14 protein-coding genes are annotated in these 19,049 nt (G+C 74.3%); 7 read left to right on the top strand and 7 right to left on the bottom strand.

Going from position 1 to position 19,049, the window contains the following annotated elements; translation table 11 throughout:
* The first annotated feature begins 27 nt into the window (after window positions 1–27).
* On the top strand, window positions 28–798 hold the full coding sequence (locus BRM1_RS02475) for a L,D-transpeptidase family protein (protein ID WP_160954241.1): 771 nt from the start codon (window positions 28–30) through the stop codon (window positions 796–798).
* Window positions 799–984: 186 nt separating this feature from the next.
* Here BRM1_RS02475 and BRM1_RS02470 read toward each other — a convergent pair whose 3' ends face one another.
* The 3 genes from BRM1_RS02470 to BRM1_RS02460 form a co-directional block, all read right to left on the bottom strand.
* Window positions 985–1,845, bottom strand: a complete 861-nt coding sequence (locus BRM1_RS02470; protein ID WP_160954242.1) for a 3-hydroxybutyryl-CoA dehydrogenase — start codon at window positions 1,843–1,845, stop codon at window positions 985–987.
* Window positions 1,846–1,909: 64 nt separating this feature from the next.
* Window positions 1,910–2,401, bottom strand: a complete 492-nt coding sequence (locus BRM1_RS02465; protein ID WP_268527842.1) for a peptide deformylase — start codon at window positions 2,399–2,401, stop codon at window positions 1,910–1,912.
* On the bottom strand, window positions 2,394–5,795 hold the full coding sequence (locus BRM1_RS02460; RefSeq protein ID WP_268527839.1) for a pyruvate carboxylase: 3,402 nt from the start codon (window positions 5,793–5,795) through the stop codon (window positions 2,394–2,396). The genes BRM1_RS02465 and BRM1_RS02460 overlap by 8 nt, the downstream gene beginning before the upstream one ends.
* 153 nt (window positions 5,796–5,948) lie before the next feature.
* Between BRM1_RS02460 and BRM1_RS02455 the strand changes: the two genes are divergently transcribed.
* From BRM1_RS02455 to BRM1_RS13950, 3 genes are read left to right on the top strand one after another with little or no spacing between them, the layout of a single operon-like run.
* Window positions 5,949–7,094, top strand: coding sequence for an exonuclease SbcCD subunit D (locus tag BRM1_RS02455; protein ID WP_268527836.1), 1,146 nt, complete (start codon window positions 5,949–5,951; stop codon window positions 7,092–7,094).
* On the top strand, window positions 7,091–10,426 hold the full coding sequence (locus BRM1_RS02450) for an AAA family ATPase (RefSeq protein WP_268527828.1): 3,336 nt from the start codon (window positions 7,091–7,093) through the stop codon (window positions 10,424–10,426). Before BRM1_RS02455 ends, BRM1_RS02450 begins: the two co-directional genes overlap by 4 nt.
* Before the next feature lie 18 nt (window positions 10,427–10,444).
* Window positions 10,445–12,022, top strand: coding sequence for an AAA family ATPase (locus BRM1_RS13950; protein ID WP_326957771.1), 1,578 nt, complete (start codon window positions 10,445–10,447; stop codon window positions 12,020–12,022).
* 615 nt (window positions 12,023–12,637) lie between these two features.
* Here the strand turns inward: BRM1_RS13950 and BRM1_RS02440 are convergent.
* Together BRM1_RS02440 and BRM1_RS02435 are read right to left on the bottom strand one after the other, a co-directional pair.
* Window positions 12,638–13,216: a MerR family transcriptional regulator gene (locus BRM1_RS02440; protein ID WP_160953670.1), complete on the bottom strand. Its 579-nt coding sequence runs from the start codon at window positions 13,214–13,216 to the stop codon at window positions 12,638–12,640.
* A gap of 299 nt (window positions 13,217–13,515) precedes the next feature.
* Window positions 13,516–14,223, bottom strand: a complete 708-nt coding sequence (locus tag BRM1_RS02435; protein ID WP_160953669.1) for a lysophospholipid acyltransferase family protein — start codon at window positions 14,221–14,223, stop codon at window positions 13,516–13,518.
* 95 nt (window positions 14,224–14,318) lie between these two features.
* Between BRM1_RS02435 and BRM1_RS02430 the strand changes: the two genes are divergently transcribed.
* Both BRM1_RS02430 and BRM1_RS02425 read left to right on the top strand, forming a co-directional pair.
* Complete coding sequence (locus tag BRM1_RS02430) at window positions 14,319–15,098, top strand: alpha/beta hydrolase (protein ID WP_160953668.1); 780 nt, start codon at window positions 14,319–14,321, stop codon at window positions 15,096–15,098.
* Window positions 15,095–15,532: a hypothetical protein gene (locus BRM1_RS02425; protein WP_160953667.1), complete on the top strand. Its 438-nt coding sequence runs from the start codon at window positions 15,095–15,097 to the stop codon at window positions 15,530–15,532. The genes BRM1_RS02430 and BRM1_RS02425 overlap by 4 nt, the downstream gene beginning before the upstream one ends.
* A gap of 3 nt (window positions 15,533–15,535) precedes the next feature.
* On the opposite strand, the gene BRM1_RS02420 is transcribed toward BRM1_RS02425, so the two are convergent.
* Complete coding sequence (locus BRM1_RS02420; protein WP_268527824.1) at window positions 15,536–15,841, bottom strand: hypothetical protein; 306 nt, start codon at window positions 15,839–15,841, stop codon at window positions 15,536–15,538.
* Window positions 15,842–16,050: 209 nt separating this feature from the next.
* Here BRM1_RS02420 and BRM1_RS02415 point away from each other — a divergent pair, with 209 nt between their 5' ends.
* Window positions 16,051–17,775 (top strand): DEDD exonuclease domain-containing protein, encoded by a 1,725-nt coding sequence (locus BRM1_RS02415; RefSeq protein ID WP_160953665.1) that lies wholly within the window; start codon window positions 16,051–16,053, stop codon window positions 17,773–17,775.
* Here BRM1_RS02415 and trpD read toward each other — a convergent pair.
* Window positions 17,729–18,793 carry an anthranilate phosphoribosyltransferase gene (gene trpD / locus BRM1_RS02410; protein ID WP_160953673.1) on the bottom strand — a complete coding sequence of 355 codons (1,065 nt, stop codon included), beginning with the start codon at window positions 18,791–18,793 and terminating at the stop codon, window positions 17,729–17,731. The genes BRM1_RS02415 and trpD overlap by 47 nt on opposite strands.
* Window positions 18,794–19,049 lie beyond the last annotated feature (256 nt).

The following is a 19,049-nucleotide window of genomic DNA, read 5'->3' as shown; positions in this document are numbered from 1 at the left end:
CGCGCCGGCCCGTCTAGATTTGGGGGCATGAAGCGTTCACTTGTCGCCGTCGCCGCGGCCGTCGCCCTCGCGACCGCGTTCTCCACCGTCCCCGCCCAGGCCGCGCCGCAGGGCTCGCTGACCTCCGCTGACTCCCACCGCGCGGGGCTGGGCTCCGGCTCGGGCCATGGGAGCAAGAAGACCACGCCCAAGAAGGCGAAGTCGCCCGCCAAGCACTCCTCGGCCAAGCACAAGACCGTGAAGTCCGGCTCGAAGGGCGCCCACGTCAAGGCGGCCCAGAAGCGCCTGCTCGCACTCGGCTACTTCCTCCCGAAGGCGGACGGCAAGTACGGCCCCAGCACCCGCCAGGCCATCTGGGCGATCCAGAAGGCCGCGGGGATCAAGCGCTCCGGCAACGTCAACGCCGCGACGTGGAAGGCACTCGACCGCGGGGTGCGCCCGCACGCCAAGTCCAAGAAGGGCTATGTCGTCGAGGTCAACAAGAAGCGCCAGCTGCTCATGCTCGTGAAGAACGGCAGGGTCGTCAAGACGTTCAACACCTCCACCGGCCGCGCGGGCTGGCGCACCCCCAGCGGCCACTACCGCTTCATCCGCCAGATCAACGGCGTGCGCCACTCCCGGCTGGGCTACCTCTACCGCCCCAAGTACTTCAAGGGCGGCTACGCGGTGCACGGCGAGTACTTCGATGTGCCGAACTACGCGGCCTCCCACGGCTGCGTGCGCGTGTCCAACCCGGCCATGAACTGGCTGTGGGGCAAGGGCCGGATGCCGCTGAAGACGAAGATCTGGCTCTACTGAGGCGACGTCGCTCGGCCCGGGCGCCTCGACCCGGCTGAGCCGGGCTGCGGGCACCGCGCCGGGCTGCGCGCAGAGCGCGAGGGACACGGACGGCACCGCGCGCAGACCACGAAGGACGCAAAGGGCGAGGCGCCCGCAGGATGAACCTGCGGGCGCCTCGCCGTCTGCGTCCCCGGGGCCGGGTGCTCAGCCGCCGTACTCGTAGAAGCCGCGGCCGCTCTTCGTGCCGAGCATCCCGGCGTCGACCATGCGCGAGAGGATGAGCGGCGGCTTGGCGGCCGGGTCGCCCGTCTCGGCGTACATGCTCTGGCCCACGTAGAAGCACGTGTCGAGGCCCACCATGTCGGCCAGGCGCAGCGGACCCATCGGGTGCGCGCAGCCCTTGACCATGCCGGTGTCGATGTCCTCCTTTGTCGCGTGGCCCGCCTCGTACATCCGGATCGCGGAGAACAGGAACGGGATGAGAAGCGCGTTGACCACGAAGCCCGGGCGGTCGTCGGCCCTGATCGGCTCCTTGCCCAGGACGCCGGAGACGAATGCCTCGACCTCGTCGACCACCTCGGGCGCGGTGAGCACCGAGGTGACGAGCTCGACGAGCGGCTGCACCGGGGCCGGGTTGAAGAAGTGGATGCCCAGCACGCGCGAGGGCCGCGAGGTGGCCTGGGCGAACCGGATGATCGGCATGGACGAGGTGTTCGAGGCGAGGATCGCCGACTCGTCCTCCACGATCGAGTCGAGCTCGGCGAAGATCGACTTCTTGATCTCCTCGTTCTCGCTGGCCGCCTCGATGACGAGCTGACGGTCGGCCATCGCGGCCATGTCCGTCGTGAACGCCATGCGCCCGAGGGCAGCCGAGCGCTCATCCTCGGTCATCTTGCCGCGGCTGACCCCCTTGTCGAAGGACTTCTCGATGCGGGCGCGGCCGGCGGCCACCGCCTCGTCGCTGATGTCGCGGACGACGACGTCGAGGCCGCTGCGGGCCAGCACCTCGGCGATGCCGGAGCCCATGAGGCCCGAGCCGATGACGCCTGCGCGTTCGATTGCCATGGTTGCGGTTCCTTTCGCTGCTGCGGGGCGGCTCTGGCGCCGCCCGCGGGAGTGGGTGGGGTGGTCAGAACCAGCTGGACTGGCGGATCTGGCGCATGGCCTCGCGCCGCCGCTGGCCCGGCAGTGTCTGCACGTAGACGGTGCCGTCGAGGTGGTCCGTCTCGTGCTGGAGCATCTGGGCGAAGACCGCCTCGCCCTCGAGCTCGACGGGCTCGCCGAACTCGTCGAGGCCGGTCACCCGCGCGTACGACCAGCGCGGGGTCGGGAACCACAGGCCCGGCACGGACAGGCAGCCCTCGTCGATGTCGACGCGCTCGCCCCCCGTCTCGACGACCACGGGGTTGAACACCGCGCCGCGCCGGCCGTCGAGGTCGTAGCCGAAGGCGCGCAGCGCCACCCCGATCTGCGGGGCGGCGACGGCGGCCCTGCCCTCCGGCAGGGCGGTCTCGATGAGGTCGGCGGCCAGTTGGGCGGTGGCCGCATCGAAGGCGGTGAGCGGCGCACAGGCCTCGCGGAGCACGGGATCGCCGAAGAGGCGTATCTCGCGCTCAGCCATCGATGACCACGACCAGGTCCCCGCCCTCGAGCTGCTGGACGCTGCCGATCGCCGCGCGGGAGACCGTCCCGTCGATGTGGCTCGTGATGGAGGCCTCCATCTTCATCGCCTCGATCGTCGCCACCGTCTGGCCGGCCTTGACGGCATCGCCCTCGGCGACCTGCAGGGTCACCACGCCGGCGAACGGGCTGGCGACGTGGCCGGGGTTGTTCGGATCGGCCCGCTCGGCGGTCGCGACGTCGACGGAGACGGAGCGGTCGCGCACGCTCAGCGGGCGCAGCTGGCCGTTGAGCGTGCACATGACGGTGCGCATGCCGCGCTCGTCCGGCTCGGAGATCGCCTGGACTCCCACGAGCAGCGACTTGCCGCGGTCGATCGTCACCACGTGCTCGGTGCCGTCCTGGAGGCCGTAGAGGAAGTCCGTCGTCTCGAGCACCGAGAGGTCGCCGTAGTTCTCCCGCATCTGCGCGTACTCCTTCGTGGGAGCCGGGAACAGCAGGCGGTTGAGGGTCTCCTGGCGGGAGCGGCCGGGCTCATCGAGGAGCGCGGAGTCCGCATCGCTGAGGTCCTCGGCCGGGGCGCGGTGGGTGCGGCCCTCGAGCGCCTTCGAGCGGAAGGGCTCCGGCCAGCCTGCGGGCGGATCGCCCAGGTCGCCGGAGAGGAAGCCGATGACGGAGTCCGGGATGTCGAAGCTCTGCGGATTGGCCTCGAACTCCGCGGGGTCGGCGCCCACGGCCACGAGGTGCAGGGCGAGGTCGCCCACGACCTTCGAGGACGGGGTGACCTTGACGAGGTGGCCGAGGATCCGATCCGCGGCCTCGTACATCGCCTCGATCTCCTCGAACTTCTCCCCCAGCCCCAGCGCGACCGCCTGCTGGCGCAGGTTCGACAGCTGGCCGCCGGGGATCTCGTGGCGGTAGACGCGGCCCGTGGGCCCCGGCAGGCCGGACTCGAAGGGCCGGTAGACCTTGCGGACCGCCTCCCAGTACGGCTCGAGGTCCTCGACGGCGGCCAGTGAGAGCCCCGTGTCGCGCTCGGTGTGCTCGAGCGCGGCGACGAGCGCGGACAGGGCGGGCTGGCTCGTCGTCCCGGCCATCGCGGCGCTCGCCGCGTCCACGGCATCGGCGCCGGCCTGCGAGGCGGCGAGGAGGGTGGCGAGCTGACCGCCGGCGGTGTCGTGGGTGTGCACGTGGACCGGCAGGTCGAAGTTCTCCCGCAGCGCGGACACCAGCCGCCCGGCCGCGGCCGGGCGCAGCAGCCCGGCCATGTCCTTGATCGCCAGCACGTGGGCGCCGGCCTTGACGATCCTCTCCGCCAGCGCCAGGTAGTAGTCGAGCGTGTACGTCTCCTCGCGCGGGTCGAGGAGGTCGGAGGTGTAGCACAGCGCGACCTCGGCGACCGCGCTGTTCGTCTCGCGCACCGCCTCGATGGCCGGGCGCATCTGCTCGACGTCGTTGAGCGCGTCGAAGATGCGGAAGATGTCGACGCCCGTGGCCGCCGCCTCGGCAACGAACGCGTGCGCGACCTTCTCCGGGTACGGGGTGTAGCCCACGGTGTTGCGCCCGCGCAGCAGCATCTGCAGGTTGAGGTTGGGCATCGCCTCGCGCAGCTTGCCCAGCCGGTCCCACGGATCCTCGGCGAGGAAGCGCAGCGCGACGTCGTAGGTGGCCCCGCCCCAGCACTCCACGCTGAGCAGCTGGGGCGTCAGGCGGGCCACGGCCGGGGCCACGGCGAGCAGGTCCCGGCTGCGCACGCGCGTGGCGAGCAGCGACTGGTGGGCGTCGCGGAAGGTCGTGTCCGTCACCCGCAGGGCGGTCTCGGCTCGCAGCGCCTCGGCCCAGCGCTCGGGGCCCGCGTCGAGCAGGTGCTGGCGGCTGCCGGCCTGCAGCGGGGCATCCGCATCGAGCTCCGGCAGCTTCGCGGACGGGTGGAGATCCACGGGCGAGTCGCCGTTGGGCCGGTTGACGGTGACGTCGGCGAGGTAGTCGAGCAGCTTGGAGCCGCGGTCGGCGCCCACGCGGGCCTCGAGCAGCTCGGGCCGCTCCTCGATGAAGTTCGTGGCCAGGTCGCCCGCGGCGAAGGCGGGATCGTCGAGGACGGCGCGCAGGAAGCCGATGTTCGTCGACACGCCCCGGATGCGGAACTCCGCCAGGGCGCGGCGGGCGCGGCTGACGGCCTGGGCGAAGTCGCGCCCGCGGCACGTGCACTTGACGAGCATGGAGTCGAAGTGGGCGCTGACCTCGGCACCGGCGTAGACCGTGCCGCCGTCCAGGCGCACGCCCGCGCCGCCCGCGGAGCGGTACGCGGTGATCTGCCCCGTGTCCGGGCGGAACGAGTTGGCCGGATCCTCCGTGGTGATGCGGCACTGCAGCGCGGCGCCCTTGATCGCCACGGAGTCCTGGCTCAGGCCCAGGTCCGCGAGCGACTCACCGGCCGCGATGCGCATCTGCGACTGGACGAGGTCGACGTCGGTGATCTCTTCAGTCACGGTGTGCTCGACCTGGATGCGCGGGTTCATCTCGATGAACGCGTGCTTGCCGGCCCGCGGGCCGTCCGTCTCGAGGAGGAACTCCACCGTCCCGGCATTCTGGTAGCCCAGCGCCCGGGCGAACTTCAGGGCATCGGCGCGCAGGGCCTCGGCGATGGCGGGGTCGAGGTTGGGCGCCGGGGCGATCTCGACGACCTTCTGGTGGCGGCGCTGGATCGAGCAGTCGCGCTCGAAGAGGTGGATCGCGTTCGAGTCGTTGTCCGCGAGGATCTGCACCTCGATGTGGCGGGGCCGCTGGACGGCCTGCTCGACGAAGACGGTGGGGTCGCCGAACGCGCCCTCGGCCTCGCGCATCGCCGCCTTGAGCGCGTCGACGAGCTCATCGCGGCCGCCGACGCGGCGCATGCCGCGGCCGCCGCCGCCGGCGACGGCCTTGACGAACAGCGGGTACTCCATGTCCTCGGCCTCGGCGAGCAGCGCGTCGATGTCCGCCGAGGGCCGGGTCGAGGCCAGCGTGGGGATGTCCGCGCGGCGGGCGGCGTCGAGCGCGTCGACCTTGTTGCCGGCCATCTGCAGGACATCGGCGGCGGGGCCGATGAAGGTGATGCCGTTGGCCGCGCAGGCGCGGGCGAGCTCCGGGTTCTCGGACAGGAAGCCGTAGCCGGGGTAGATCGCATCGGCCCCGGACTCGCGCGCCACCCGGATCATCTCGTCGACGCTGAGGTAGGCGCGCACCGGGTGGCCCTCCTCGCCGATGAGGTAGGCCTCGTCGGCCTTGAGCCGGTGCTCGGAGTTGCGGTCTTCATAGGGGAACACGGCGACGGTCGCGGCGCCCAGCTCATAGGCTGCGCGGAAGGCCCGCACGGCGATCTCGCCGCGGTTGGCCACGAGGACTTTCGAGAACATCTGCGTTGCTCATTTCACTCCGGCGCCCCAGGGTGGCGGGCGCTGCGGGTCCGTTGTCGGGGCCTACTCTACCCAGGGGCCCCCGCCGGTCCGCCCGGGGGCGCCGGGGCCTGAGCGCGGGCCCGCGTCCGTGCCGCCCACTACGCTGGCGGGATGCGGATCCTCCACACCTCGGACTGGCATCTGGGCCGGTCGTTCTACGGCGCGGACCTCCTGCCGGCCCAGCGCCGGTTCGCCGATCACCTTGTCGCCACCGTCGAGCGCGAGGGCATCGGCGCCGTCATCGTCGCGGGCGATGTCTACGACCGCGCGGTCCCCGGCCACGACGCCATGGAGCTCTACGACGCCACTGTCACGCGCCTGCTCGCCGCGGGCGCCCAGCTCATCGTCACGAGCGGCAACCACGACTCCTTCATGCGCCTGGGCGTCGGGCGCCGCCAGCTGGACGCCGCCGGGCTGCACCTGCGCACCCGCCTGAGCGACATCGAGCGGCCAGTGGTGCTGGCAGACGGCGCGATCGCCGCCTACGGGATCCCCTACCTGGAGCCCGGGCTCGTCTGCGAGCGCTTCGGCACGGCGCGCACGCACACCGCGGTGCTCGCGGCCGCCATGGACCGGATCCGGGAGCACCGCGCCCGGCACCACCCCGACGCGGCCCTGCTGGTGGCCGCGCACGCGTTCGTGGCGGGCGCGGTGGCCAGCGAATCGGAGCGGCCCATCGAGATCGGCGGGGTCGGCGCGGCCGCGGCGAGCGTGTTCGCGGGCACCGACTACGCAGCCCTCGGCCACCTGCACCGGCCGCAGTCGGTCGCCCCGGGCGTGCGCTACGCGGGCTCGCCCGTGCCCCTGTCGTTCGGCGAGGCGCAGACGGGCAAGGAGTACGTCCTCCTCGACGTCGCAGAAGCGCCCGGACAGCGGGACCGGCGCGTGCGGGAATCGGCCCTGCCGCTGCCCCCCTTCGAGTCCGTCGCGACCGTGCGCGGCACGCTCGCGGAGGTGATCGCCCAGGCCGATGAGTGCGCGGACGCGCTCGTCTCCGCCGAGCTCACGGACGAGGCCCGGGTCCCCGGTGCGCTGGCGCGCCTGCGGGCCGCCTTTCCCCGGCTCGTCCGGTTCGACTGGGTGCGGCTGGCCGCCCCGCAGGCCCCGGTCGAGCCCGCGCCCGGGGCCGCGGCGGTGCCCACCGACGCCGAGGTCTTCGACGACTTCGTGCGCACCGTGGCCCAGCGCTCCCCCAGCCCCGGGGAGCAGCGCCGCTTCGCCGCCGCCCTGGACGCGGCGCTGAGGGAGGACGCATGAGGATCCACGCCCTCGAGCTCGAGGCCTTCGGGCCGTTCCCCGACCGAGTCGCACTCGACCTCGACGCCCTCAGCGCGGACGGCGTCTTCCTCATCGCCGGGCCGACCGGGGCGGGCAAGACCACTCTGCTCGACGCGATCTGCTTCGGCCTCTACGGCCGTGTGCCGGGTGCCCGCAACGACGCGCAGGCCCTGCGCTCCCAGTTCGCGGACCCCGCGGCGCGCACCGCGGTCACGGTCGAGTTCTCCGCCCGCGGCCGCCGGTACCGGGTGGAGCGCTCCCCCGCCTACGAGCGGCCCGCCAAGCGCGGCGGCGGGACCACGCTCCAGCGCGCCTCGGCGCAGCTGTGGGTCTGCGAAGACGAGCAGTGGGCGGGGCGCGCGCGCACCATGGCCGAGGTCTCCGACATCGTCTACGACGCCGTGGGGCTGAGCGCCGAGCAGTTCACGAAGATCATCATGCTCCCGCAGGGCGATTTCGCGGCCTTCCTGCGTGCCGACCCGCAGGAGCGCGAGCCCATTCTCGAGCGGCTCTTCGGCACGGAGCGCTTCGCCACCGCGGCCCGGGAGCTCGGAGCCGCCGCCACCCGCGCGCGCGGCCGGATCGACAACGTCTCCCAGGAGCGCCTGCGCCTCATCGCCCAGGCCGCGGAGCTCGCGGCCGCCGCCGGCCCGGTTCCGCCGGACATGGGCGAGCGGGCGCCCGAGAATCCGAGCGCCGCAGCCGTCGACGCCGCGCTCAGCGTCGCGCTCACCGTCGCCCGCGAAGACGATGAGACGGCCCAGGCCAGCGCGCGACTCGCCGCGGCGGACGAGGACGCGGCCCGGGCCGGGGCCGAGGCCATCGCCGAGCGGCTGCGCCTGCGCGAGCGGGTCGACCGGGCGGGCCGGCTGCGCGCCGCCGCCGACGAGCGGCGCACCGGGGACGCCGAGGCACGCGGCGTGCTCGACCGGCTGCGCGCCGCCCGGGCCGCCGAGCCCGCCCGCCAGGAAGCGACCCGCGCCCGCCGCGCGGCGGCTGAGGCCGCACAGCGGTCGGCCGAGGCGCAGGCAGCACTCACGACCGCCGCCGGCCGCGCCGAGCTGCGGGGCCTCACCGCTGGGCGGCCCGAGTGGGCTCCACCGCCGACCGCCGGATCGCGCACGGACGCCGGCGCTCGCGCGGCCGCCGATCCTGCCCCTACCGCAGAGGGTCCTCCCCCCTCGTCCGCTGCGACACCGCCCGCTGTGCCCTCGGCCGCGGATGCCCCCGCGGTTTCGACCGCGCACCGCGATCCGGCCGCGCACCGCGATCCAGTCCAGCATGACGATCCAGCCGAGCACCGCGATCCGGCCGAGACGCTGGAGGCCGGCTCCGCAGCCGCGGCACGGCTCACCCAGGCGCGCACGGTGCTGGCCGCGGCGAGCACCGCCGCCGAGCTCCTCGGCGCCCGCGAGGACCTCACCGGTGCGCTGACCGCAGCGCTCGAGCGCGAGGAGCACGCCGCGGCAGCGCAGCGCGCCGCCGAAGAGGAGCTCGAGACACTGGGCGCACGGCGCGCGCAGGCCGCCCAGCGGAGCGCCGCTGCGGCCGATCCCGCCACGGCCGAGACGGCCGTCGAGGACGCCGGGCGGCGCCTGGGTGCGGCGCGCGGTGCAGACTCGGACGTCGAGGACAGCGCGGCGCGCGCAGCCCGAGCCGAAGCCGAGGCGGCCGAGGCCGCACGGGCCGCCCGGACGGCGGAGGAGGAGTACCGGCGCATCCGCGCCCTGCGCCTCGACGGCATCGCGGCCGAGCTCGCCGAACGGCTCGAGACCGGCGCACCCTGCCCCGTCTGCGGAGCCGCCGAGCACCCGCACCCCGCGCCCAGTGCCGACGACCGCGTGACCCGCGCGGACGAGGACGCGGCCCGAGAGCGCGAGGCCACGGCCGCCCGGCGCGAGCGCGAGACCGCGGCGCGCCTCGCCGAAGCGCGGAGCGCACTGGCGGCCGCGCGCGCGGCCCGTGCCGCGTTCGCCATCGACGACCTCGACGCCGAAGCCGCCCGGCTGCGCGCCGAGCGCGAGCGCACACAGGCGCTACGGGCGGAGCACCGAGCCGCGCTGGACGCGGACACCGCCGCCGCGGCCCGACTCGAGGAGGGCACCGCCGCGGCCCGCACGGCCGGTGAGCGCGCCGCGCAGGCGCAGCGGGCCGTCGCAACCGCCCGCGGCCGCCTCGAGGCGCTGGCCGACACCGGCCTCGCCGCCGCCCTGGACGAGCTGGACGCGGCGGGCCTCACGCCGCCCGAGGATGCGCAGCAGGCACGCGGCCTCGCCGCCGCCGCTCGCGAACTCGAATCCGCCGCGGCGGCCGCCGAGCGGGCGGCCGCCGCGGCCGCAGCCCGCGCCGAAGAGGAGCGCGAGCGCTCCGCCGCATTCGCAGCGGCCCTCGCGGCCTCGCCCTTCGCCGATGAGGAGGGCCTGGCCACGGCCCTGCGCACCGACGAGGACGCCCTCGAGGCCCGGCTGCGCGAATCCGAGGCGATCGCCGCCCAGCTGGCCGGCATCGAGGCCGAGGACTGGTACCCGCGGGCCGCGGCCGATGCCGCGCCGAGCGCGGAGCTCGAAGGCCTGCGCACCGCGGCCCAGGACGCGCTGCGCGAGGCCACCGTCCGGCGCGAGGCCGCCGAGCGCCGGCGCGCGGTGGCCGCCCACGCGGTGGGCACCGCCGAGCAGGCGCGGGAGCGGTTCCGGGCGGAGGCGGCTGCGCAGGAGGCGGAGCTGAGCGAGCTGCGCTGCGATGTGGAGCTCGCGAGCCTCGTCCAGGCCACCTCGGCGGACAATGCCGAGCGCCTGCCGCTGAGCGCCTTCGCCCTGCTGCGGCTCTTCGCCAAGGTCGCAGACAACGCGTCCGAGCGCCTGGCCCGGATGGCGGGCGGGCGCTACCGGCTCCTCCACGACACCGGGCGGCACCGCCGCGAGCGGCGCGCCGGGCTGGGGCTGCTCGTGTTCGACTCGTTCACCCAGGAGACGCGCGACCCGCGCACGCTCTCGGGCGGCGAGAGCTTCATGGTCGCCCTCGCGCTCGCGCTCGGTCTCGCCGATGCCGTCGCCGAGGCCGCGGGCGGCCTCGAGCTCGACACGCTCTTCATCGACGAGGGCTTCGGCTCGCTCGACCCGGATGCGCTGGCCGATGTGCTCGGCCTGCTCGAGGAGCTGCAGGACGGGGGCCGGCGCATCGGCATCATCTCCCATGTGGGGGCGCTGCACCAGACCATCCGCAGCCGGGTCGAGGTCATCGCCGGCCCCACGGGATCGCGGATCGCACGGCGCTCAGCGCCCGCCGCGTCGCGCGATGACCGGGAGGGCTGAATGGGCTACCGTGGGACTGTGCTCGTGCTCAGTGTCTCCAGTCTCAAGGGCGGGGTCGGCAAGACCTCCATGACCCTCGGCCTCGCGTCGGCCGCGTTCAGTCGCGGGATCCCGACGCTCGTCGTCGACGTCGACCCGCAGGCCGATGCCTCGACGGGCCTCGACGTCCCCGTCACGACGCCCGTGGACATCGCCGACGTGCTCGCCGCGCCGAAGTCCCGGCTGCTCGAGCAGGCCGTCGTGCCCAGCGGCTGGTCGGAGGGCAAGAAGGGGCTCGTCGACGTCATCCCGGGCTCCCCGCGGGCCGCGGAGTTCGACCGCCCCTCGCTCTCGGAGCGCTACCTGCGCCGGCTGCGCGAGGCCCTGGGCCGCATCGCCGGGGACTACCGGCTCGTGCTCATCGACTGCCCGCCGTCGCTCAACGGGCTGACCCGCGCCGCGTGGAGCGCCAGCGACCGCGTGCTCGTCGTCACCGAGCCCGGTCTGTTCTCCGTGGCCGCCGCGGACCGCGCGCTGCGCGCGACCGCGGAGCTGCGCCGCCGCAGCGCCGCGAGCCTCCAGCCCCTGGGCATCCTCGTCAACCGCGTCCGGCCCAATTCGCGCGAGCACAGCTTCCGCATCGACGAGCTCAAGGAGATGTTCGGGCCCCTCGTCATCAACCCGCAGCTGCCCGAGCGCACCGTGCTCCAGCAGGCGCAGGGCTCGGCGCGCCCCATCCACGCCTGGCCGGGCAAGCCGGCGGCGGAGATGGCCGCGGCGTTCGACAAGATCCTCGATCGGGCCCTGCGCTCCCAGAACGTCCAGGGCCGCCGCGCCCCGGCGGGCGCGGGCGCCGAGGCGCCCGCGCAGGGCACAGCATCCGATGCCGCAGAGCCCGGTCGCGCCGGGGCCGACGGCCAGGAAGCCCGCCGCCCGGGGGCCGGCACTGCCGTCCGCGATCTGGCCGGTGAGCGCGTCGAGGGCACCGCCGCGCGCCAGACCGCCGACACCACGCCCCCTGCACCCTCCACGGCGCCTGCGATCGGCCGCACGACGGCCGGCGCTGCCGCCGACCGCAACGCCGGCGACGGAGCAGGTTCGCACGCCGCCGAGGGCGGTCACAACGCCTCCGGCGCAGGCGACGCCGCGCGTGCGGGCGATGCCAGCGGACAGACGGCTCCGGAGGCCACCGGCCCGAACGGCGCGGATCATGCGGCCGCGCACGGCTCGTACGGCTCGGACGGTGTGGCCGCGAGCAGCGCGGCCACGGGCCGTGCCGATGCCGGCCGTTCGTCTGCCACCGCCCCAGGCCGTTCGCCCGCCGGCGGCACCGCAGAAGAGCACGGTGCGTCGACAGCAGGCGCCAGCGGCGCGTCGGGCGCGTCAAGCCCGTCAGGCGCCGGCGGCGCGTCGGGCGCATCCGGCGCCAGTGACGCACCCAGCGCGTCCGGTGACACCGCAGAGGCCCCCCAGACTCCGCAGACGCGTGAGAACGGCGAGCTCATCGGGGTCGATTCCATGCGCCTCGAGCGCCCCACCGGCTCGAGCGCCGGCGCCCTTTCCCTGGCCGAGCGCCCCGAGCCGGAGGCGCCCCAGCGCCGCCGGCCCCGCCACTGAGCTGCACGCCCCGATCTCGCCGCTCCTGGTGTCAGGGGTGCGTGAGCGTGGGACATGCAGGCCTCCGGTGCTCGATTGTGAGTGCGGCAGCCCGCATCCTGCCGGGGTCTTCCTCTCGTATCAGGCGCTCACAGCCGGCCAGAGAAGTGGACCGTGCTCGCCCCCGCGCTCACCTCGGGCACTGGCCCGTACTTCCTGAGCTCGCTGTCGGCCCTCCCCCGCTGCCGCCGGCCCTCGCCGGCTGCCGGGTAAGCGCGGGCGTCGGTCCTCGCTGACCGCCGGCCCTCGCTGACCGCCGGGCAAGCGCAGGCGCCGGTCCTCGGTGACCACCAACCCTCTCCGGCTACCGGGCAAGCGCAGGCGTCAGCCCTCGCTAACCACCGGCCCTCGCTGACCGCCGGTCAAGCTCAGGCGCCCAAAAGGGTGTGGGCCCATCCCGCCACCGCGACGTCCGCGTCGCTGCTTGCCGCTCCGCCGACGAGCAGCCGTCCACGCCCGGCGGTACTCGGGAGCCGAGCCGGCGATCGACACAGGGCGCGCGAAAGAGGGGCAGAGTCAGCGACTCTGCCCCCCTGCGCACATCTGCGGCTGCCCCCTCCCCCGAGGGCAGCGGGCTCAGCTCGACTTCTTCTGCGCCCTGCGCAGTGACAGCTCGTCGAGCGGGAGCTGGGCGTCGTGCTCGGGCCGTTCGCTGGGCAGCTCGGAGAGCGTGCCCTCGACCTCGCGCCACACGCGGCCCACGGCGATGCCGAAAACGCCCTGACCGCCCTGGACGAGGTCGATGACCTCATCCGATGACGTGCATTCGAAGACGCTGGCGCCGTCGCTCATGAGCGTGATCTGCGCGAGGTCGTCCACACCGTGCTCGCGCAGATGGCCCACTGCGATCCGGATCTGGGCGAGAGCCACCCCGGTGTCGAGGAGGCGCTTGACGATCTTGAGGACGAGGATGTCCCGGAAGCTGTAGAGGCGCTGCGAGCCGGAGCCGCTGGCGGTCCGGATCGACGGGACCACGAGGTCGGTGCGCGCCCAGTAGTCGAGCTGGCGGTACGTGATGCCGATGACCCGGCAGACGGTCGGGCCGCGGTAGCCGGCCTCCTCGTCGAGTTCGGGCAGGTCATCGTCGAAGAGCAGGCCCTGCGCGGCGACGGGCACCGACGCGGAGCGCGCCTCTTCGGACTGTGAGCGGTTCACACCGACTCCTCCTTTACACCCCAGGGGGAAGGGGGCCCTGTTCGACCGTGCTGTGGAGCTCAAGTCTAGCGCACGGCACGGACGCGGGCCCGGGGTTTTCGCGTATGCCACGAACCTATGCGGTCCGGCCGAGCGGGCGCCCGAGGCGGGCGGTAACGATTGCGGCGTGTCGCCGTTACCGCAGGAATCGAACACCGAAGCCGCCTCCCCGGCCGGCCGCTCAGCCGCGCCGCGCGCCGGCTCTGGCCGGCGGACCCATGCCGCCGCACTACCCGGAGGGGCCGGAGGGCCGGGCGGCGTCAGTCGGCCGCCTCGCCCGTCTTCTTCTGGGTGAGCAGGCGCGTCTTGACCGACGATGCGTAGGTGTCCACGTACTGCTGGCCGGAGATCCGCAGGATCTCGTACATGATCTCGTCGGTGATCGAGCGCATGAGGAAGCGGTCGTGCCCGAGGCCCTCGTACTTCGAGAAGTCGAGGGGCTGGCCGAAGACGATCCCGACCCGGCGGATGCGCGGCAGCGTGCGGCCCATCGGCTGCACCTCGTCCGTGCCGATGAGCGCCACCGGGATCACCGGTGCACCCGATTCGAGCACGAGGCGGGCCACGCCGGTGCGGCCGCGGTAGAGCCTGCCGTCGGGGCTGCGGGTGCCCTCCGGGTAGATCCCCAGGAGCTTGCCCTCGCGCAGCACCTTGAGCCCCGAGTTCAGGGACGCCTCCGAGGCGGTTCCGCCCGAGCGGTCCATGGGCAGCTGGTTCGTCATGAGGAAGAACCGGCGCATGAGGATGCCGCGCAGGCCGCGCCCGGTGAAGTAGTCCTTCTTGGCCAGGAAGACGACGGGCCGGGGCGCCATGAGGGGCAGGAAGATCGAGTCGAGGAACGACATGTGGTTGCCCGCGAGGATCGCGGGCCCCTCGGCCGGCACGTTCTCCATGCCGCGCACCCAGGGGCGGAAGAGCACCCGGAGCAGCGGACCCACGAAGACGCGCTTGAGCAGCCAGTAGAACACTCGGGTCCCTTCGATTGCGCGTGCGGAGATCTCCGCCAACTATACGTGAGCGCAAGCGGCCCGCCGCCGGGCTCGCGTATGGCATCCTTGTGCCCATGACGGCAGGGCAGAGTGGGCCGGACGATGCCGTCCGCGCCCTGAGCATCGCAGGTGAGGGCACCGACTGCGGCATCCTCCTCATCCACGGCATCACGGGCTCCCCGGCTTCCCTGCGCCCCCTGGCCGCGGACGTCGCGCAGCGCACCGGCGCGGCTGCGGAGGTCCCCCTGCTCGCCGGCCACGGGACCCGCTGGCAGGAGCTCTCGCGGGCGCGCTGGGAGGACTGGACGGCCGATGTCGACGCGGCCTTCGACGATCTGAGCGGCCGCTGCGCGCGCGTCGTCGTGGTGGGCCTGTCGATGGGCGGGGCCCTCGCCCTCGACCTGGCCCAGCGCCGCCCCGGCGTCGCGGCGCTCGTGCTCGTCAACCCGGCCCTCTACATCGATTCGCCGCTGGCCCCCGTCCTGCCGGTGCTGGGTCGCGTCGTGCGCAGCGTTCCCGCGATCGGCGACGACATCGCCCGCCCCGGCGTGACGGAGCGCGCGTACCCGCGTACCCCGCTGCGGGCGATCGCCCGGTTCCACCGCGCGCTGCCCGGGGTGCGCGCGCGGCTGTGGGAGGTCCGCAACCCCGTCACCCTCTGCCTCTCCGGCGCCGATGCGGTGGTGGGCCCGCGCTCCGCGCGCACCCTGCGCCGACGGCTGCCCGCCCCGCCGCGCATCATCGCGCTGCGCCGCAGCCGGCACGTCGCCACGCTCGACTACGACACGCCCCTCATCGCCGATGCGATCGCCGCGCACGTCGGGCCACAGCCCGGCGGGGGAGCACCAGCGTGAGCGCGGGCACTCCCGACCCGGGAGAGCCGGGCGATGACGATGCCCGCAGCCCCGACTGGGAGGCCCTGGGCGATGCCGACCGCGTCTCCGAGGCGCAGTGGGCCGAGGTGCTCGCGGGCTACGATTCCCCGGCGGCGGTGAACTCCGAGGTGCCCGCGGACCTGGTCGCCGATGAGCTTGCCGCCGGTGACGACTGGGAGCGCCCCGACCCCCCGCCGGTGGGCTGGCGCACCGCCCCTCGCGCGCTCGTGCTCTCCCTCATCGCAGTGCTGGGCGCGATCGCGGGCCTGCTCGTGGGCGCCCTGTTCTTCCGCCCGATGCCCGGCTGGCTCACCCTCCTGCTCGTCGTCGTGATGCTCGGCGGGGGCGTCCAGCTCTTCCGCTCGCTGCCGAGCGAGCGCCGCCGCGACGGGGACGACGGGGCGGCCGTGTGAGTCTCAGCCCGCGCGGCGCAGCCGGCGGGCGGGAGTGAACCCGATGGGCTCAGCGCCGGCGGGGCCGGCCTCGAGCCCGACGACCTGCGGGACGAGGCCCGCATCGCCGAGCACGGCAAGCGCCTCGACCTCGCGCGCATCGAGCCGGTCCGGCGAGGCGAGGATCCACTCCGGGCGGGCCGCGGGCAGGCGGTCCATCGGATCGAATCCGCCGTCGGCCGCGGCCACGAGGCAGTCGGGGTCCGGGCAGGCCGTCCGCCCTGTGGCGGGGTCGACGGCGTGGTCGGGGTGGGTGCATTCGATGATCATGGTGCGCTCCTCCGTCGGTGGCCGGCCGGGCGGCCGGTGCGGCCTGCGCCGCGGTGCGTCCGGCACCGCCGCAGCGGCCCGGGTGGACGGTGCTGACGCTACGGGCAGGCACGGACACGGGGACCGCACAGCGCCTCCGGACCGTCGGCGCTCCGCCCTCGGTGCGCGGCCGCGGGGGCCGTGTCCGCGGCGCATGTGACGATGGGGCGATGCGAGAACACACGGCCCTGCGCTTCGAGCGCCCCGACGACCCGCGCAGCGGCCAGCTGAGCATCGACGATGTGGGCACCGACCTGTCCGAGGTCTCGTTCGTCGTCGTCGACCTCGAGACCACGGGCACCTCGAACGGCGAGAACGACATCACGGAGATCGGCGCCGTGCGCACCCGCGGCGGTGAGGTCCTCGGCGAATTCTCCACGCTGGTACGGCCGGAGGGCTCTGTCATCTCGCCGTTCGTCGAGCGCCTGACGGGGATCAGCAACTCCATGGTCGTCGATGCCCCGCGGCTGTCGGCGGTGCTGCCGGCCTTCCTCGAGTTCGCCCACGGCTCCGTCCTCGTGGCCCACAATGCGGGCTTCGACATCGGCTTCCTCCGCAGCGCCTGCGCCCGGCTCGACTACCCGTGGCCCAACCCGGTCGTGCTCGACACGGTCAGGCTCGCCCGCCAGGCCGTGCCGCGCGGTGAGGTGCGCAATCACAAGCTCGCGACGCTGGCGGCGTTCTTCGGGACCCGGATCGAGCCGAACCACCGCGCACTCGCCGACGCGCGGGCCACCTCGGAGATCCTGCACCTCCTGTTCGACCGGTTCGGCTCCGCGGGGGTCACGACGCTCGAGGAGCTGCGCGCGCTCAAGCCCGCCGGCTGGAAGCGGCGCAACTCCAAGGCGCACCTGGGCCGCGACGTGCCCCACGGCCCCGGTGTCTACATGTTCCTCGACGGTGCCCGGCGGGTCCTCTACGTGGGCCAGAGCCGGGACATGCGCACGCGGGTGCGCAGCTACTTCAACGCCGGTGAGACGCGGGGGCGGATGGCGGAGATGGTCACGGCCGCGCAGTCGGTCTCCACGGTCGTCTGCGAGACCGCCCTCGAGGCCCAGGTGCGCGAGGTGCGGCTCATCGGCGAGCTCGCTCCCCCGTACAACCGCCGGTCGAAGAACCCGGAGCGGGCGGCGTGGGTCGTGCTGACCTCCGGGCCCTTCCCCCGGCTGTCGATCGTGCACTCCCGGCCCGCGGCCGAGGCGGCGGGCCCCTTCCGCAGCCACCGCGGTGCGCGCGCGGCCAAGGACCTCCTCGAGGCGCTCTTCCCGGTCAAGCGGTGCACGCAGCGGCCCGGATCGGCGTCGTTCGCTCCGTGCGCCGCGGCGGGGCTGGGCCGCTGCGCCGGACCCTGCGCCGGGGAGCACGAGCCGAGTGCCTACGCAGAGGGCATCGCGGGCATCCGCAGCTTCTTCGCCGGCGATCCGGGGCAGCTCGTCGAGCGCTTCCGCGCCCGCGTGGGCGAGCTTGCCGCAGCGCAGCGCTTCGAGCGCGCCGCGGAGCTGCGCGACGGGCTGACCGGGGCGCTCTCGGCCATGGCCCGCGGCGATCGCACCCGCTGCCTGCGCAGCGCCGCCGAGGTCGCGGCGGCCGCCCCGCGCGGCGACGGCGGCTGGGACCTCGCGCTCATCCGCTACGGCCGGCTCGCAGGGTGCGCCGTCAGCCCCGCGGGCACCAGCCCGTACCGCACACTTGCCGCCCTCGCCCTGACCGCCGAGCACGTCGACAGCCCCGCTGGCACGCTCGCCGAGGAGCAGTCCCTCATCGCGGCGTGGCTGTTCGATGGGGCAACGAGGCTCGTGCGCGCCTCGGACCCGCTCAGATCCCCGGCACGCGGTGCCGAGCAGGCGCTCAGCGCCGTGGGCGGTCCGCGGAGCGCAGCTCCCGCGACACCGTGATGAGCTCGTCGAGCTTGGCGGCGGCGCGGCCTGTGTCGAGCGCCTCACGAGCGCGCTCGAGCGCCCCCGCGACCCGCTGCTCGAAGGGGCCCTGCGCGGAAGGGTCGGCGGCGACAAGAGCCGCCGCGGCATTCAGCAGCACGACATCGCGCACGGGCGACTGAGTGCCCCCGAGCACCGAGCGCATGACGTCGGCGTTGAACGCCGGGTCGCCTCCGCGCAGCTCGTCCTTGGCAGCGCGGGGCAGGCCCACCTCGCGGGCGTCGAACTCCGTGTGCGCGACGCCCCCGTCGCGCACCTCCCAGACGTCGTTGACCGCGGTGGTGCTCAGCTCGTCGAGCCCGTCGCGGGAGCGGAAGACGACGGCGCTGTCCCCGCGCGCGGCCAGCACGCCGGCCACGAGCGGGGCCATCTTGGGGTCGGCCACGCCGATCGCGGTGGCCCGCGTGCGCGCGGGGTTGGTCAGCGGGCCCAGGATGTTGAAGGCGGAGGGCACGGCGATCTGCTTGCGCACGGGGGCGATGAAGCGCATCGACGGGTGGTAGACGTTGGCGAAGCAGAAGGCCATCCCCACTTCGCGGGCGGCCCGCCCGGTCTGCTCGGGGGTGAGGTCGAGGACGAGCCCCAGCCGCTCGAGCACATCGGCGGATCCCGAGGCGGACGAGGTCGCCCGGTTGCCGTGTTTGACGAGGCGCTGGCCGGCGCCGGCGATGACGAACGAGGCGGTCGACGAGATGTTCACCGTCTTCGCGCGGTCGCCGCCCGTGCCGACGATGTCGACCGCGTCCTCCAGTCCCGGCAGCGCGACGGCGTGGGACATCATGGAGGCGACGAGCCCGGTGATCTCCTCGACCGTCTCCCCCTTGCCGTGGTGGGCGACGAGGAACGCGGCCATCGTCACGTCCGGGACGTCGCCGGACATGATCTCGTCCATCGACCAGGCGGCGGTCGCCGCATCCATGTCGCGGCCGGCCATGAGCCCCACGAGCAGCTCGGGCCAGTCCCGGACCCCGCGCATCGCGGCGGGCGTGTGGGACTGGGCGGATGGCTGGTTCACCGGGGACCTCTTCGACGAATCGGGCAGTGCGGGCAGCGCCGGGGCGCCACCCCATCGTAGGTGCTCGGCGCTGCTGCCCACGGGCCGGCCTGGAGGACGGGACGCGGGCGGGCGGCGGCGGATGCGGGGGGCCGCATGACCGACACGCCGCCGGGCGCGGAGGAAAAGTTCTGCGGGCCCCGACCAGCCCTGGCGCGGCAAACGCCTACACGCTGTA

This window comes from Brevibacterium sp. BRM-1, assembly GCF_026802075.1.
Classification (GTDB): domain Bacteria; phylum Actinomycetota; class Actinomycetes; order Actinomycetales; family Brevibacteriaceae; genus Brevibacterium; species Brevibacterium rongguiense.
The sequence above is the reverse complement of the archived record's forward strand: the minus strand, read 5'-3'. Positions and strand labels throughout refer to the sequence as shown.